Source organism: Algibacter sp. 2305UL17-15 (genome assembly GCF_040720935.1).
Classification (GTDB): Bacteria; Bacteroidota; Bacteroidia; order Flavobacteriales; family Flavobacteriaceae; genus Jejuia.
In genome coordinates this window covers 1-16333 of the sequence record NZ_JBFDAE010000026.1, presented here as the reverse complement: position 1 = coordinate 16333, position 16333 = coordinate 1, and the positions used below count along the sequence as shown (strand labels likewise).

At 34.7% G+C, this 16333-nt stretch carries 14 protein-coding genes; 5 read left to right on the top strand and 9 right to left on the bottom strand.

Going from position 1 to position 16333, the window contains the following annotated elements; translation table 11 throughout:
• Positions 1–75: 75 nt before the first annotated feature.
• Both moaA and ABXQ82_RS18395 read right to left on the bottom strand, forming a co-directional pair.
• Entirely contained in the window at positions 76–1083 is a 1008-nt protein-coding gene (gene moaA / locus ABXQ82_RS18400; protein ID WP_367063209.1) for a GTP 3',8-cyclase MoaA, read from the bottom strand.
• 381 nt (positions 1084–1464) lie between these two features.
• Positions 1465–2670, bottom strand: a complete 1206-nt coding sequence (locus ABXQ82_RS18395) for an aminotransferase class I/II-fold pyridoxal phosphate-dependent enzyme (protein ID WP_367063207.1) — start codon at positions 2668–2670, stop codon at positions 1465–1467.
• Positions 2671–2826: 156 nt separating this feature from the next.
• Between ABXQ82_RS18395 and ABXQ82_RS18390 the strand changes: the two genes are divergently transcribed.
• The 5 genes from ABXQ82_RS18390 (at position 2827) to ABXQ82_RS18370 (ending at position 6270) form a co-directional block, all read left to right on the top strand.
• The gene (locus ABXQ82_RS18390; protein WP_367063205.1) at positions 2827–3285 is read left to right on the top strand and encodes an Lrp/AsnC family transcriptional regulator; all 459 of its coding nucleotides are present in this window, start codon (positions 2827–2829) and stop codon (positions 3283–3285) included.
• Entirely contained in the window at positions 3285–3911 is a 627-nt protein-coding gene (locus ABXQ82_RS18385) for a CPBP family glutamic-type intramembrane protease (RefSeq protein WP_367063203.1), read from the top strand. The genes ABXQ82_RS18390 and ABXQ82_RS18385 overlap by 1 nt, the downstream gene beginning before the upstream one ends.
• Before the next feature lie 238 nt (positions 3912–4149).
• Complete coding sequence (locus ABXQ82_RS18380) at positions 4150–4665, top strand: hypothetical protein (RefSeq protein ID WP_367063201.1); 516 nt, start codon at positions 4150–4152, stop codon at positions 4663–4665.
• A 9-nt stretch (positions 4666–4674) separates the two neighbouring features.
• The gene (locus ABXQ82_RS18375; protein WP_367063199.1) at positions 4675–5391 is read left to right on the top strand and encodes a hypothetical protein; all 717 of its coding nucleotides are present in this window, start codon (positions 4675–4677) and stop codon (positions 5389–5391) included.
• 51 nt (positions 5392–5442) lie between these two features.
• Complete coding sequence (locus tag ABXQ82_RS18370; RefSeq protein WP_367063197.1) at positions 5443–6270, top strand: histidine kinase; 828 nt, start codon at positions 5443–5445, stop codon at positions 6268–6270.
• A 4-nt stretch (positions 6271–6274) separates the two neighbouring features.
• Here the strand turns inward: ABXQ82_RS18370 and ABXQ82_RS18365 are convergent, their stop codons facing one another.
• The 7 genes from ABXQ82_RS18365 to ABXQ82_RS18335 form a co-directional block, all read right to left on the bottom strand.
• Positions 6275–7654, bottom strand: coding sequence for an aldehyde dehydrogenase (locus ABXQ82_RS18365; RefSeq protein ID WP_367063195.1), 1380 nt, complete (start codon positions 7652–7654; stop codon positions 6275–6277).
• A gap of 26 nt (positions 7655–7680) precedes the next feature.
• The gene (locus ABXQ82_RS18360) at positions 7681–8379 is read right to left on the bottom strand and encodes an RluA family pseudouridine synthase (protein ID WP_367063193.1); all 699 of its coding nucleotides are present in this window, start codon (positions 8377–8379) and stop codon (positions 7681–7683) included.
• 189 nt (positions 8380–8568) lie between these two features.
• Positions 8569–9387, bottom strand: a complete 819-nt coding sequence (panB, locus tag ABXQ82_RS18355) for a 3-methyl-2-oxobutanoate hydroxymethyltransferase (protein ID WP_367063191.1) — start codon at positions 9385–9387, stop codon at positions 8569–8571.
• Between the two features lie 516 nt (positions 9388–9903).
• Positions 9904–10659, bottom strand: coding sequence for a T9SS type A sorting domain-containing protein (locus tag ABXQ82_RS18350; protein WP_367063189.1), 756 nt, complete (start codon positions 10657–10659; stop codon positions 9904–9906).
• On the bottom strand, positions 10656–12074 hold the full coding sequence (locus tag ABXQ82_RS18345; protein WP_367063187.1) for a DUF1501 domain-containing protein: 1419 nt from the start codon (positions 12072–12074) through the stop codon (positions 10656–10658). The genes ABXQ82_RS18350 and ABXQ82_RS18345 overlap by 4 nt, the downstream gene beginning before the upstream one ends.
• A gap of 3 nt (positions 12075–12077) precedes the next feature.
• Positions 12078–13886, bottom strand: coding sequence for a DUF1800 family protein (locus ABXQ82_RS18340; protein WP_367063185.1), 1809 nt, complete (start codon positions 13884–13886; stop codon positions 12078–12080).
• Positions 13887–14187: 301 nt separating this feature from the next.
• Positions 14188–15609 carry an L-serine ammonia-lyase gene (locus ABXQ82_RS18335; protein WP_367063183.1) on the bottom strand — a complete coding sequence of 474 codons (1422 nt, stop codon included), beginning with the start codon at positions 15607–15609 and terminating at the stop codon, positions 14188–14190.
• Between the last annotated feature and the right edge of the window lie 724 nt (positions 15610–16333).

The window sequence follows — 16333 nt, the reverse complement described above, 5'->3', positions numbered from 1 at the left end:
TATAAAGAATTTGTTTGAAGTCTTAAAACTATTTTAGTTATTATAGAAGTGGTTTAAATCACTTCATAATATAAATCACCCGCCAATAGTAATCATGCTCCTATTGTTATTGTGTAATTTGGGTTCTTGAAGTTTTTTGAGCGTATCCATACCACCACGCACTTTTAGTTTGGTTTGAACTGCTTTTTGGATTACAGGTTCTATCGATTTTCCTGCTCGTAATGTTGTTAACAAATCTAATTCTCCAGATGAAAACAAACAGTTTTTTAACTGCCCATTTGCCGTTAAACGCAATCTGTTGCAAGAATCGCAAAACGGATTGGTAACGGAGCTAATAATGGCAAAACTGCCTTTGTAGCCTTTTATTTTGTAGTTTTTAGAAGTGTCGTTTGGAGCATCTTGTAAGCGTTCAACTTTATCTTCAGGAAAAGCTTCATTCACATAATCCATAACTTCAGCATACGATACCATTTTACTCATATCCCATTTGTTCCCATCAAAAGGCATGAATTCTATAAACCGAACCGAAATAGGTAAGTCTTTGGTAAAATGGATAAAGTCGATAATTTCATTATCATTAAAACCTTTCATCAACACCGCATTCACTTTTACGGTAAAGCCTTCTTTTACCAAAACTAAAATATTATTATAAACCTTTTGAAATTCGTGCCTTCTGGTGATATGCTTAAATTTGCCTGCATCCAAAGAATCTAAACTCACATTTATTTTATTGACATTATATTTTTTTAAAACAGCAATAAATTTATCGATAATAACTGCGTTTGAAGTCATTGATAACTCCACAGGAAGCGTTGCCAGTTTTTCTAAAATTACGGGAATATCTTTCCTGATTAAAGGTTCACCACCAGTTAATCTAATTTTAGTAACACCATGATTAACAAAGGTTTTAGCGATTTCATAAATTTCCTCATAAGTCATTAAATGGCTTTTAGGCGATAATTTTACGCCTTCCTCAGGCATGCAATAGGTACATCTCAAATTACAACGCTCAATTAATGAAATACGGAGATAGCTGTGGTCTCTACCGTGAGTGTCTTGCAGTATGTTTGTTTTGTGTTTCATTATAAGTTTTCTGTCTCAGTAATCCGTCTAACTTCAATTTTAGTATAGCGATTTAATTTTGCGACTCAGCACCTTCTATGGTAGCAAAGTTAAATAAACAATTTTTTCCTAAGCTATATTTGGAAATAATAAAATAAAAAAGAATGAGAGCAATTAGCGGTTAAATGGCTCTTATTCTTTTTTATCCTTTAGGGTCTGGGCAGCGTGTAAATTGCCCAAGCTGTATTGTCCAGAATATCAAGATAGGAGAAAAGGCATAGGGACTCCATCACTTTGTGTAATTAAAACGAACAAAAAAGCTATAAAAGGATTGAAACAAGTATTGGGAATTGATGTCGCCCAAACTGGTGGTTAGTTTAGGAAGATGAGGTAAAGGCCTTTTTAATGGGTTAAAATATCCAATTCTTCCATACATTCTCGCATCGTGTTATAAGTACGCTCAATATCTGCATCTAAACCTATGGAGAAACGAATTAAACCATCGGTTAAACCCATTTCCTTTTGTTCACTTTCTGGGATTTCAGATGAAGTGGAAGAGCCCGGAGCAGAAAACAACGTTTTGTAAAACCCTAAACTCACGGCCAAATAGCCAAGATTTTTATGCTGCATGAGTTCCATAAGTTCATTTGCCTTATCTAATGAGCCAACGTCAATGGTTAACATGCCTCCAAACCCGTATTCAGCATGCATCATTTTTTTGAATAATTGATGAGACGGATGGGATTTTAAGCCAGGATACACGGTTTTTAAGCCATCGGCCTCAAATTTTTCAGCTAAAAACAATCCATTTTTACTGTGTTGTTGCATTCTAATATGAAGTGTTCTTAGGTTTTTTAAAATTGAAGATGCCCGAAGACTGTCCATCGTTGCGCCTAATAGCATACAAGCGCCATCGTTAACATTTCGCAATTCATCTATAAAATCTTGAGTGCCGCAAACAACGCCTCCAACAGTATCACTAGTTCCGTTTATAAATTTGGTTAAACTATGAATTACCACATCTGCACCTAAAACTATTGGCGAGATGGATAGTGGCGAAAATGTATTATCGACAATCAATTTTAAATTATATTTTTTTGCCAATGCAGCTAGTCCTTCAATATCGGCAACTTCCAAAAGCGGATTGCTCACAGATTCGCAATAAATAACCTTTGTGTTTTTGGTAATGGCTTTTTCAACAAGCTCTAATTTTGTAATATCAACAAACGAAGTTTCAATATTGAATTTCGGTGTAAAATTTTTAAAGAACGCATAAGTACCACCATAAATAGTTCTGCTAGAAATAATATGATCTCCAGCATTGCATAATTGTAAGATTACCGACGTAATTGCGCCCATTCCAGAGGCTGTAACATTGGCGGTTTCTGTATGTTCCATAGCGGCAAGTGCTTCACCTAAATATAAATTTGATGGTGTAGAATGGCGGGAATATAAATAGCAGCCGTCAGCGTTTCCCTCAAAGGTATCAAACATGGTTTTTGCTGATAAAAAGGTGTAAGTTGATGAATCTGAAATAGAAGGATTAACACCTCCAAATTCGCCAAAATACTGTAAATCTTGAATATTATTTGCGGGTTTAAAACTCATAATATTAGTTTTTAATTTTTACTAAGTTCATATTAATTAGATTTAAAAACAATAGATATTTGTATATTTAGAATATAAATCTATTAATTGTAGCTATTTAAGATTATTATTCTGTATTTTTAGTTCTTAATCGATTTAAAAGAAAATTTTTCCCATATGATTTTTGATGCAACAGATAGAAAACTTTTAGTACACCTTCAAGAAGATAGCAAACAAACCAACAAGGAGCTTTCTAATAAGCTCGGTCTTTCTGTAACTGCGGTTTACGAACGCATTAAAAAGCTGGAAAAAGAAGGTTTTATAAATGCTTATACTACCATCATCAACAAAGAGAAAATCAATAGAAATTTTGTGGTGTTCTGTCATGTGAAATTATTGCAGCATAGTCAAGAATTTGTGGTGAGTTTTGAAAAAGAAGTTAATGGCTTAAATGAAGTGCTTGAATGTTATCATATAAGTGGGGATTATGATTACCTGTTAAAAGTAATTGTAAAAAATATGGCAGCATTTCGAGAATTTATGGTAAAAAAGTTGACAACAATAAACCATATTGGGAGCACACACAGTATGTTTGTAATTAGCGAAGTGAAACAAACCCATGTAATTAATTTTTAATGACAGCTTTAAAATATAAATACTTAGAGTTTTTTACCATTTTTATAACAATACCAGTAAGTTTTTGTTTGGATTATGCGCCACTATTGAAATTGGGTATTGGGTTTCTTGGGTTTATTTATGTTGTTTACATTTTATTAAAAGTAGAGCAGGAAAAATTTAAAATTGCTTCAAACTTAAATTGGAAGTTATTTTGGAAAACAACAGTTGCAAAATTCCTTGTCATCGCAATCGTTTCAATAATTTTCGTGTGGATAACAAATAGAGATGCCTTGTTTTATGTACTCCTGGACAAACCATTAAAATGGGCTGTGCTACTGTTTGTTTATAGTGTGTTTTCGGTGTATCCTCAAGAATTAATATATCGTACGTTTTTCTTTAAAAGGTATGGTAACATATTTAAAATCAAACACTTATTGATTTTTGTGAATGCAATTTTATTTGCATTGGCCCATTTGTTTTTTAAGCAAACATTGGTTTTAATAATCGCTTTTATAGGCGGTATTATATTTGCGATTACTTATCAAAATACCAAATCTACGCTATTGGTTTCAATAGAACATGCCATTTACGGATGTTGGCTATTCACAGTAGGCATGGGAGAAATGTTAGGATTTCCTTCTTAAAAACAACAATAAACCCTACATAATTAAATCTTTTTAGTATTTTAGACATGCTATTATACCAAATGAATATTAAAATTATGATGGTAAATTTGAATTATATTTTCTTTAGATGAAATAGAAAATATAAGCATAGCCTTAGTTACGGTTGTATTTTAAATTGAAGTATAAAGGAAATAGAAACGAATTTACCCCATCATTTTGAAGTTTATTTGGGTTTACTAACTAAAACTTATTGAATATGAAAAAATTAGGGCCTATTATTTTAGGATTTATTATTGGAGCAGTACTTACTTATTATTTCTGTCCAAGACCAACTGACGACATGCACGCTATGGATGTAGAAGTTGTAAAACCAAAAGGCGTTATTTCTGTTGCCGAAGCTACCAATTTAAGTAACAATTGGACAAAATTGAGACAGCGAGTTGTTGATTCTATTACCGAACGACAAGTTGGGAAGAAAGATTACCGTTCTGCATCATGGTCTTTAAAAGATATTGAAGACTATATTGCTTACTCAAAAGTGGAGTCTAAAAAATTAGGATATGATATGAAGGGGCTTCGTGTCTATTTAGGTGTTTACGGTGAGAAGTTAAGGCCAAATGAAAATGGGCTGACCACTATGTTTATTGTACCTACTGGAAGCAAATCACTTTCTAAAGCTGGTAGTTTAACTATTAGTTTACAAGATGAAGATGAAGATATTCCAGGACCAGCGTTGAATGAAGGGCAGGGCAATGATGAAGGATACCCTTGATAACATTGAATGATAGAATTTTTACTAGAATATAAAAATCAACTTACTTTTGGTGTTGAAATTTTAGCAGCTGTTACAGCTTTATTACTTTATAAAAAGTATAAACTAACAGCTGCTAAGTATTTTATATGGTTCTTAATATATCTTACTATTGGCGATACTTTAGGGAATTATACGAAGTTTATACACAATAATGGTTTTCTTAGTTTTCTTAAAGGTACACCATTAGCTGAAAGCTTCTGTTATTGGTGGTATACTTTATTCTGGAAAATTGGTGCTATAATGTTTTTCGCTTTTTATTATCAAAAAATATTAAAAAAAGTAATATTCAAAAAAATTATAAAAATTAGTGGTTATATTTTTTTAGTGTTTTCATTAATTTATATAGCATTTAATTGGAATGATTTTTTTGTTGGTTTTTTTCCAATAATAAGTATACTAGGTGCAATAATTATATTTATCTGCACAGTTTTTTATTACATTGAAATATTACAAAGTGAAAAAATACTAACTTTTTATAAATCATTAAATTTTTATATAAGTACTGCTATATTTATTTGGTGGCTCATTATAACACCAATTGTATTTTATAATATTTATATGAAAAATAGCGATTTGAATTTCATTTTTTTAAGAAAGCAAATTTATCTATTCGCTAATATGTTTATGTATACAACATTTACCTTTGCTTTGATATATTGTAAGCCTGAAGAGGACAATGTTTGATTTTAAAAAAGTAAAAGTTTAAAGCTCTACTTATTATATGGTTTTATTTTTATGACTATTATACAATTTTACCCTAATATGGTGCAGACCGCAGAACGATTAACAAGTACAGCCTCAGAACGCTATTTACTGGTATATATGATACTAGTTTTAATTATCATAACAGCTTTGGTGGTTGTGTTTTTTGTGGTATTTCAAAAACGAAAAAACAAATTGCTCTTAGATAGAATTGAACAACAACGTGCCTTTGAAGCAGAAATGATACAAGTACAAACTGAAGCCCAAGAACAAACGCTTAAAAATATTGGTTGGGAGTTGCATGATAATGTGGGTCAGTTATTATCATTCGCCAGTATGCAATTGAGTATTTTAAAGATGCAGGTAAATGATGATGTTAAGGATAAGTTTAAAGACACTACGGAAGCTTTAAGTAACGGGCTAAAAGAGGTGCGTGCGCTATCCAAAACATTAAATAACGATGTGATTTTAAATATTGGTTTTGAAAAATCCATTACCAATGAACTGGACCGATTAAAACGCATGAAATTTACTTCTGCGGAACTTAAAATTACAGGTAATAAAATAGATTTCAAGGATAGAAAGCACGAAATTATTGTCTTTAGAATTTTACAGGAGTTTTTGTCTAATTCCGTGAAATATTCTGAAGCTAAAAATTTAAATATTACTCTAAATTATCAACCAGAACATATTTTAATTACCGCCAAAGATGATGGTAAGGGTTTTGATATGGCTACCGTTCAAAAAGGTTCTGGATTGATAAACATGAAAAGTAGGGCGGAGCTTATTGGCGCAGATCTAGCGCTGACATCCCGGCCAAATGAAGGTGTTGTGTTAAAAATAGACTATCCTTTGTCTTAACACCTTATCCAAGGAATTTGAATATTTTCCGTAACAAATTTAGTTTCCCTTTATAAGGCGGATAACGAAATGATGGGTCTATCCAAGTGCCACGTTTCATAATAGATTTGTCATGCGAAAATGTATCAAATCCGTATTTGCCATGGTGGTTGCCAACCCCACTTGCACCAACACCACCAAAAGGTAAGTTTTGATTGCCAAAGTGTACCAATAAATCGTTTACAACACCACCTCCAAAACTGAATTTCCGTAGTGTATTTTCCACAAAATTTGCGTTTTTCGAAAGTACGTAAAGTGAAAGTGGTTTGTCAAAATGGTATATAATAGTTGCTATGTCCTCTTCGGTGTCATAAGTTAAAATTGGCAAAATAGGACCGAAAATCTCTTCACGCATTACGGCACTATCCAAACTAGGGTTTTCGATTAAAGTAGGCCCTATATAATTTTCAGATGCATCAATGTCTCCACCAAAAATAATGGTCTCATTTTGAATTAAAGATTGAAGTCGTTTTACATTTTTGTTATCAATAATCCTTGGAAAGTCTTCTGAATGTTGGGGGTTTTTGCCATACCTCTTGATGATTTCAGATTTCAAAGCATTGACAAGTTCGTCTTTGATTGAAGACTTTACTAAAACATAATCTGGAGCAATACATGTTTGTCCGCCATTAAAAAATTTACCCCAAACCAATCTGCGTGCCACAAGTTTTAAATCCACAGTTTCATCAATGATACATGGCGATTTACCGCCCAACTCCAACGTTACCGGAGTTAAATGTTCAGCTGCAGCCTTGGCAACAATTTTACCAACTTTTGTGCTGCCGGTAAAAAAGATGTAATCCCATTTTTGAGCTAACAATAGTGTTGCAGTTTGTACATTGCCCTCAATTGACACAGCAACAGTTTCAGGAAAAACATTTTGTGTAATTTTTGTAATTACTTTGGAAACATTTTGGGTTAATTCACTTGGTTTTAGTACTACGGTATTTCCAGCGGCGATAGCCATGATTAATGGCTCTATGGCCAATAAGAAGGGATAGTTCCAGGGCGCTATGATAAGAACTGTACCGTAAGGTGCTTTATAAATATAATCCTTGGAAGGAAAAGTTAATAGCGAAGCTCGAACCCGTTTGGGTTTAGTCCACTTCTTAAGATTTTTAATTGCTAAATTTAATTCTGAAACAACTAACCCAAATTCACTAATATAGGATTCAAATTCAGATTTTTTAAAATCCTGATTTAAGGCATCTAAAATTGCTTTTTCATTCTTGAGAATCTCAGTTTTTAAGGCTTTTAATAATGCTATTCTATAAGATACATCCTTTGTTTTTTGAGATTTAAAAAACGTTTTTTGGGCCGAAATTAGTTCTGGAATGGATTTCAAAATCTTTTATTATAAAGATATGAAATTTAAAGACATGCATTCCAAATCGCATCATTTGGTAAAGGTGCTTCAATGGAAATCAGTTCGTTTTTAACTGGGTGGATAAACTCGATATGTTTGGCGTGCAAATGAATACTCGCGTCTTTATTACTTCTATCAAAACCATATTTTAAATCGCCTTTAATAGGACTCCCTATAGTTGCTAGTTGACAACGGATTTGGTGGTGTCTGCCAGTTTCTAGATTGATTTCTAAGACATAATAATTATCCAAGGCTTTTATAACTTCATAATGAAGAATGGCCTTTTTGCTATCGGTTACTTCTTTAGGGTATGCAGTAGATTTATTGTTCTTCGGATTCTTTTTGAGCCAATTTATTAGAGTGTCTGTGTTTTTTGGAGGTTGATTTTTTACAACTGCCCAATATGTTTTTTTAATGTCTTTGGAAAGAAATAATTTATTAAGTCGTGGCAACACTTTGCTTGTTTTTGCAAAAATAACAAGACCTGTGGTTGGTCTGTCCAGTCTATGAACTGTGCCTAAATATACGTTTCCTGGTTTGTTGTATTTATCCTTGATGTATGCTTTAACAACATCGCTTAACGGTTTGTCTCCTGTTTTATCACCTTGCACAATATCGCCAGCGCGTTTGTTGACGATGATGATGTGGTTGTCTTCATGGAGAATTTGAAGATTATTTTTATCTGAAATTATTTTTTTAGACACGGATTTCACAGATTTTCACGGATGCTTACTCTTATGTTTTTGTTACGCTGAGGTGCGCAGAGGGTCACAGAGGTTCACAGAGTTTTTTAGATTATAGGTTTTGATACGAATTTCACGAATTGGTACAAATATGGATTTATACGAATTTTATTTTCCCCTTTGGGGAAATGTCAGAAGGACAACGGGGCTTTAATACTGCTCATCATCATTAGGGAAATCTCGTGTTTTTACATCATCTACATATTGAGAAATAGCTTTGCTCATTTCTTCATATAAGTGTAAATAGCGTCTTAAAAAACGTGGATTAAATTCATGTGTCATACCAAGCATGTCGTGTAAAACCAGTACTTGTCCGTCAACATCTGGTCCCGCTCCAATACCAATAATAGGAATACTGACACTTTCTGCAACTTGTTTTGCAAGTGTTGCCGGGATTTTTTCTAAAACAATGGCGAAACATCCAACGCGTTCTAACATTTTGGCATCTTCTATTAATTGTTCAGCTTCTTGTTCTTCTTTGGCACGAACGGTATAGGTTCCAAACTTATAAATAGATTGTGGCGTTAAACCTAAATGGCCCATTACAGGAATCCCTGCGTTTAAAATTCGTTTTATGGATTCTTTAATTTCTTTTCCTCCTTCTAGTTTTACAGAATGTGCGCCACTTTCTTTCATGATTCTAATGGCGGAACGCAAGGCTTCTTTTGGGTCGCTTTGGTAACTTCCAAAAGGTAAATCTACTACTACCAAACATCTGTCTATCGCTCTAATTACGGAAGATGCATGATAAATCATTTGGTCTAGTGTAATAGGCAATGTGGTTTCATGTCCCGCCATGACGTTACTTGCAGAATCGCCCACAAGAATGACATCGATACCTGCGCTATCCACAATTTTTGCCATGGTATAATCGTATGCGGTAAGCATCGATATTTTTTCGCCATTGGCTTTCATATCTACTAATGTTTTTACGGTAACGCGTTTATATTCTTTTTTGGCTGAAGACATGTATTACTTTATTTAATGTTGGACGTAAAAGTAATAAATAAAAGATATCCTTAGAGGGTAAAGTTTGTAGTCTGTAAATTGAAGCAAAAGAAGACGGAAGACGGAAGACGTGAGACGGAAGACAGAAGACGGGAGACGGAAGACAGAAGACAGAAGACGGAAGACGGAAAACAGAAGACTAATGACCAAAAAAAGACATGGGACTGATGACAAAAAAAAATAAAAACTTATAACTGAGACTGAAAATTTTTTTGTCGCAGAAACTGACCAGCAGGCAGGGGCACTAAATCGCAAAGTATTTCGAAAAGGAAAGGAACTTTTTGTTATGTAAATGCCTTTGCAGGTTGTTGCTCAAGACCCCGATACCTCGAGGGAACGGCATGTTTGATCCCGATTATCATCGGGAGAGTAGTGAAATATTTATATTCATGTGTTCTTTAATTTAAAATAGAAATCAACAAATAAAGCCCGACCCTTGCAGTTGTCTGTCGGCAGGCGGGCGCCCAAATAATAATTTTACTCGCTTTTTATAATTTTAAAAGTTTTCTCTTTTCCGTTTTGATTGATTTTCAGAATATAGATTCCAACGGATAAAGCGCTGCCATTAATAGGGAGTTGGTAGTTTTGTGAATCTTCTGAAATTGTGATGGTATTACTGGTAATGGTGCGTCCCATGAGGTCGTACAATGAGAAATTTACGGGCGTATTTTCGTTCAGGGACACAATTCTTAAAGAGATGTTTTCGAAAAAAGGATTTGGAAATACGGATGCGTTAAAGCCATCTTCTTCCTTAACAACGATAAAAGGATCTGTAATCGAGATTTTTAATTCACTTATCCCGAAACAGTCGCCACCAAAATTGGTGTTTGGTGTGATTAATACGTATCGGGCTTGGGTAGCGTTGAAATTAGGGCCTTCTATACCTTGGTATGTTGATGTTCCTGAGGCTTGTTCTAGATTGAACTTGCCTAGATTTTCCCAAGTAACACCGTCTAAAGAGTAATCTATAGTGTATTCGTTAATACCATAATCTAAATGTTTAGAGGCGTTTGCGTTCCAAAATTTGGTTTCGTTTAGTACGTAATCATATCCTAAATCATACATGATCCAATGGGTCTCGCCATAAGATGAAATTGGATTTGGCGAAGTTTCGCAAGATACCCAACCGTCGTACCAATTGGTGCTATGTCTATCTGGATAGCATTGTGCTTGGATAAGGTGCATACTCAAGGTAAGCGCTAAAGTGATATATATGTATAAATTTTTCATCATGACATGTTCATAAATCCTATTGGAGCTGTACCGCTGGCAGTATCGTAAAAATTGGATAAATTTGGAAGAATGGTGTTTAAATCTGAAGGTGACACTCCAAACCAAAGGGCTAATTCCGCCATATACATATCGGCAGATGTTGTGGGTATAATTACACCATCTCTTAAATCTACGTCACTGCCTAGTGCTAAAACGGGGTAATCGCCATAAATTTCTTTTCCGTTTACTGCGCCTCCCATCATAAAAGCGTTTCCACCCCAGGCATGATCTGTACCATTTCCATTTGAAGTTAGTGTTCTTGCAAAATCTGAAATGCTGAATGTGGTCACACAATTATTCGTATTCAATTCGAACATTAAGCTGTTAAAATAGTTTAGGGCGTCATTTACTTGTGTTAAGTTATCGTCTTGATTTATCAATAATTCATCGTGGTTATCCCATCCGCCAATTTCAACAAAAAATATTTGTCTTGAAAAACCTAAAGTATCTCTTGCGGCAATTGTTTTTGCTACCATTCTAAGTTGCGCTGCTAAGTCATTATCTTCTGGTAGCGTTGCAATAAACTCTGGAATAGTATCCACGGCAGACTGAAACTTTAAATTAGAATCATTAGAAGATTTTATAGTGTTTTTGTAGGTGTTTTTAAAAATATCTTGATAATCTCTTTCCAACATAGAATCTAGAGCTTCGGTTTTCAATTCATTAAAAAGTCCTTGTTCGCCGTAACCTCTAATGCCTACGCTTCCTTCGTTTTTTATGGCATAAGGAATAATTTCATTACCACGTTGGAAAATATTACTACCACGAAGTGAAATATTCATCGATATGTCATCATTGGAGTTCATGGATTGCACCAAATCTGCAATTTTGCCTCCCCAGCCTATATTTGTACGTTCGCTTGGTTTTCCCGTTTGCCATTGTTGTACTTGATCTGAATGTGAAAATAAACCAAGCGGTGTTTTTACAACTTTGCTCTTAATATCCGTTTTTGTTGAAGGTTCAATTAATGTGCCTACATTAGAAAGAAAAGCTAGGTTTCCAGTTTCAAAAATTTGTCGCATGTCTCCAAGCGAAGGATGCAAACCAAATGTTCTGCCATCGGAAGTATTCGGATGTATTTGTAACACATCATTTTGCGGAATCGCTAAATTAGATCGGGTTGTGGCATATTCATTATATTCAGTATTTCCTTTAGGAATCAACATATTAAATGAATCGTTTCCTCCGCTCATCATTAAACAGACTAGCGCTTTATAATCGCCACCAAGTGTAATTATAGATGAGTTGTCCATTGCAGAAGCTGCCATGGCTTTTAAATTTATCAAAGATGAAAATAAAGTGGTGTATCCAAGTGCTGCACAGGAATTACCAATAAATTTTCGTCTGGATATTGTGTTTTTTTTATGCTGTGTCATCGGTTATTTAAGTATTGTATAATCAGGACTTACCAATAGGAGATAAAGTGCCATTTTAACCCTTAAATCTGTATATTTTATATCATCTCCCCAGCCGTTTACAATTGGGTCTATGGCTTTAATGATGATACTTTTTGTTTCATCAGACAATTGTCCGTGAGTAAATAGCTTATCTAATTGATTTACCAGCACTTCGCTGTCTTTTGCATAATATTTTAAACCTTCAAAATCTAGAGCTGTACCTTCTAATTCCAGTCCCCAAGTTCTTAAAACATCATACCACCTAGGGTTTGTCCATGAATCCACTTGGTTAACGTAATTAAGACTGGTAGCAGAGTTATGGATTTCGAATTCTGGGGCTACCAACTTGGCATCTGTAAAGTCGCTATTTGGCACGTATTCTGGTAAAAAGAAATTAAATACACTAGGGGCGGCGAGTGGTGATTGCCCTGTAGATCTATAGAAATCGTAAGCTATATTCCAGTATCTACCATCTTCATTATCTAAATCAATTTGCCGTACCACATTAAAATAACGCATCATTGGTTCGATTAATTTTCCGCTTTTTGGGTTTTCTATCCAACTACAGCTTCTCGCTTCATCATCCAATAAAATTGCTTTGATCACCGCTTTCATATCGCCTCGAACCCCTTTGGTGTTGTTAAAAGCCGCACTTACTCTTGAAACATAAGCAGGAGATGGGTTAGATTTTACCAATTGCTGAATTAATCGAAAAGAGATAAAAGGTGCTGTGTTTTGGTGATTGAATAGGTGGTTAATAGCAGCATCAATATCTTGCATACCTGATTGTCCGCTAGGAACAGTATAACCCTTTAATAATTTTTTTTCTCCAGTTTCATGCCAATCATCATACATAATCATAGGCATATCTTTTCGGGCAAAATAATGACCTTGTCCAAATTTAGGATCTCTTTCTGGGAATTCATCTTCAACGCCAGAAGGCCCAAGACCTGTAAAAATTTTGGCAAATTCTTTTATATCATCATTATTATAGGTTGGTATCCTTTTTCCCTCGCCGTCTAGAACATAAGTGCCATTTTGATTTAATTCATATAAACCAATGGTAAACAATTGCATGATTTCGCGCGCAAAATTTTCATCTGGATGAATGTTTCTATCAGGAATACTTTTTGGGTTGTTATAATGACTTAAATAAATACCCATCATTGGATGAAGGGTAACATCTTTCAGGAGGTTTTTGAAATTTCCAAAGGCATTGTCCTTTAAAACATCATAATAATCTCCGAAACCCATACCATAACTTGCAAGGTTTGACTCTCTTGAAATTACCATAATTTCACTTAAGGCTAGAGAGACTCTTTGACGCAGTAAATCTTCATTCTTAATATTTGCTTGCCACCAGGCATACATGAAATACTGCCAGTTTAGGTTATCAAAATCATCGGCATTTCCACCGTTGGATATAAAAATGGCACGAGCTTCGTTAAAAGTTTGTTGTGTCAATTCTTGAAAAGATGGTGAGTTTATTGAGAATTGATGGTCTATCCAATCTTCAAACGAATTTTCGGCAACTAATTTGATGTAGTCTAAATTAGTTCCGAATGTGGCTTGCGCCAAAAAACGAGAGGTTTCCAATAAGCGTGCATCTAAACCTGTTCCGTTTATTGTATTTACGGCTTCAGCTTGTTCTCTCCAGTCCGTTTTAGTGTGTTGACTGCTAGAAGTTACAGTAATACCTTTACTATGTCCAGCACCTAAATAATCTCTATAATCTTGCGCTGAATAACAAAGAGGAATTAAAAACAATGTGTAGAGTAATTGATTTTTCATAGCATTATCTAAATTGTTTTGTGTAAAAAGTAGGTTTTTTACTTCTTAAAACATTCAAATATAGGCAATTAACAGCTTAAAGTATTATTTTTTCGATGAATGACATGTTTGGGTTTTATTTCATCGATTGAGGATTTAATTATTTTTCGCAAGTTGAGAAGTCTTAAGTCTTATGTCCTTTTTGTCTTATGTCTTTTTTTATAACTCCCGTCCTCCGTCTTCCGTCTTCCGTCCTCCGTCCTCCATCTTCCGTCTTCTGTCTTCCGTCTTCCATCTTCACATAAAATTAGCTTTAGATTTTTTAACAATCCGTAAGATGAACTCCAACCGCTAAACCGCCTGTTGAGGTTTCTTTGTATTTGGTATTCATGTCTTTTGCGGTTTCCCACATGGTATTTACCACTTTATCTAATGGTACTTTTACGTTTTCAGGATTTGTGTCTAGTGCAAGTTCAGCAGCGTTTATGGCTTTTATGGCGCCCATGGCATTGCGTTCTATACAAGGAATTTGTACCAAACCTCCAATAGGGTCACAGGTTAAGCCTAGATGATGTTCCATGGCTATTTCTGAAGCTATTAAAACTTGCTCTGGAGTACCGCCAAGTAATTCGGTTAATGCACCTGCTGCCATAGCTGATGATACTCCAATTTCTGCTTGACAACCCCCCATTGCGGCGCTTATAGTTGCACCTTTTTTAAAGATACTACCTATTTCTCCTGCCACTAATAAAAAACGTTTGATATCTTCGAAGTTGCCATCATGGTTTTCAATGACCAAGTAATACATTAAAACTGCTGGAATTACACCTGCACTTCCGTTTGTTGGAGCTGTTACGACGCGACCTAATGAGGCATTAACTTCATTAACTGCCAAAGCAAAACAACTTACCCATTTTAATATTTGACGAAATTTAACTTCCGTATCTCTAATGGCATAAATCCATTCTACAGGTGTTTTATAGGGTTTTGAACCCATTATGGTTTTGTGGATATCATAGGCACGACGTCTAACGTTTAATCCTCCCGGAAGTTCTCCTTCTGTATGACAACCTATATACATACATTCTAGCATGGTATCCCAAATGCGGTTTAATTCCTTATCAATGTCTTCTTCAGAACGAATGGATTTTTCATTTTCTAATACAACTTGTGAAATGGGCTGGTTTAAGGTTTTACAAAATTTGAGTAAATCAACACCCTTATCTATAGGATAGGGGAACGAACATTTTATTTCAAAATTCTTCTTTGCGTTTTTTCGTTCTTCTTGAACTACAAAACCACCTCCAATGGAATAATAGGTGGACCTATATTTTTTGTCATTTATATGTGCTGAAAAACTTATGGCATTGGAGTGAAATGGTAAAAATTTACGATTGAAAACGATATCAGTCTTAGGATCAAAATCAATTGAACGTTCATTATTAAACTGTATTTGATGTGTGCTTTTGATGGTGGCAATGGTTTTGTCTATTGCATCAACAGGAATACGTTCTGGGTCTGCACCGCTTAAACCTAACAATATGGCATAATCTGTGGCATGACCTTTTCCTGTTAATGATAAGGAACCGTATAAATCTACTGTGATTTTCTCGACCTTATCAAAACGCTTTTTTTCTTTTAAATCTGAAATCCAGCGTTCGGCAGCACGCCAAGGCCCTAGTGTGTGAGAACTTGAAGGCCCTACACCTATTTTTAGCATGTCGAAAACGGAGATACATTCCATGTTACTCAAACGTTATAGTAAGACAAATATAGAGAGATTGTTTTTGATTTGTGATTTTTTTGACACGGATTTCACGGATTTTCACGGATGGATTACTCTTGTGGTTATTACACCTAGATTTGTGGAGGTTAATGTCTTGCAAAGGTGCAAGGACGAAAAGTGTTGCGGAAAATAAGTTAGCTTTTTGTTTTGTAATTGACGCATCGGATGGGTGCGCAAGAGGTTGAACGGCGTGATTGATCTCCCCGACTTTTTAGAAGGTAGCGAGTAGTGAAGCCACCGCTAGTGCTCGTTTGTAACGAGTACGCTATCGCATGATACTCGAAGTTACAGAAGACCGATGACAGGTAACTGAAGTTTTGTTGCGTTTGTATGTCCCTAGTATAGGTTGACCACTTTAAACAAAGTGCAACCTTATGAAAGCAAACATTAAACTATTAAAAAAGCAACGTATTTATTCGGAAGAATTTAAGCGGCAAATTGTAAAGGACTTTGAATCTGGACAGCTTAGCGTATTACAATTGGAAAAATTACACAATATAAGTAATGTATCGATTTACTGATGGATTCATAAATTTTCTAACTTTAACGAAAAAGGCACCGCTAGTGCTCGTTCAATGTCATTAAGTTAAGCTTCTATTTGTTTGATATTCAGTATTTTACATTTGTATTTGTGATGTCTTTTTCGTATATTATACTGGTAATCAAATATTTATAACCTTGA

Bases quoted from the DNA above. Each gene is read 5' to 3' on its own strand.
- moaA (WP_367063209.1), bottom strand. From the start codon at position 1,083: ATGAAACACAAAACAAACATACTGCAAGACACTCACGGTAGAGACCAC.
- ABXQ82_RS18395 (WP_367063207.1), bottom strand. From the start codon at position 2,670: ATGAGTTTTAAACCCGCAAATAATATTCAAGATTTACAGTATTTTGGC.
- ABXQ82_RS18390 (WP_367063205.1), top strand. From the start codon at position 2,827: ATGATTTTTGATGCAACAGATAGAAAACTTTTAGTACACCTTCAAGAA.
- ABXQ82_RS18385 (WP_367063203.1), top strand. From the start codon at position 3,285: ATGACAGCTTTAAAATATAAATACTTAGAGTTTTTTACCATTTTTATA.
- ABXQ82_RS18380 (WP_367063201.1), top strand. From the start codon at position 4,150: ATGAAAAAATTAGGGCCTATTATTTTAGGATTTATTATTGGAGCAGTA.
- ABXQ82_RS18375 (WP_367063199.1), top strand. From the start codon at position 4,675: ATGATAGAATTTTTACTAGAATATAAAAATCAACTTACTTTTGGTGTT.
- ABXQ82_RS18370 (WP_367063197.1), top strand. From the start codon at position 5,443: ATGACTATTATACAATTTTACCCTAATATGGTGCAGACCGCAGAACGA.
- panB (WP_367063191.1), bottom strand. From the start codon at position 9,387: ATGTCTTCAGCCAAAAAAGAATATAAACGCGTTACCGTAAAAACATTA.
- ABXQ82_RS18350 (WP_367063189.1), bottom strand. From the start codon at position 10,659: ATGATGAAAAATTTATACATATATATCACTTTAGCGCTTACCTTGAGT.
- ABXQ82_RS18345 (WP_367063187.1), bottom strand. From the start codon at position 12,074: ATGACACAGCATAAAAAAAACACAATATCCAGACGAAAATTTATTGGT.
- ABXQ82_RS18340 (WP_367063185.1), bottom strand. From the start codon at position 13,886: ATGAAAAATCAATTACTCTACACATTGTTTTTAATTCCTCTTTGTTAT.
- ABXQ82_RS18335 (WP_367063183.1), bottom strand. From the start codon at position 15,609: ATGGAATGTATCTCCGTTTTCGACATGCTAAAAATAGGTGTAGGGCCT.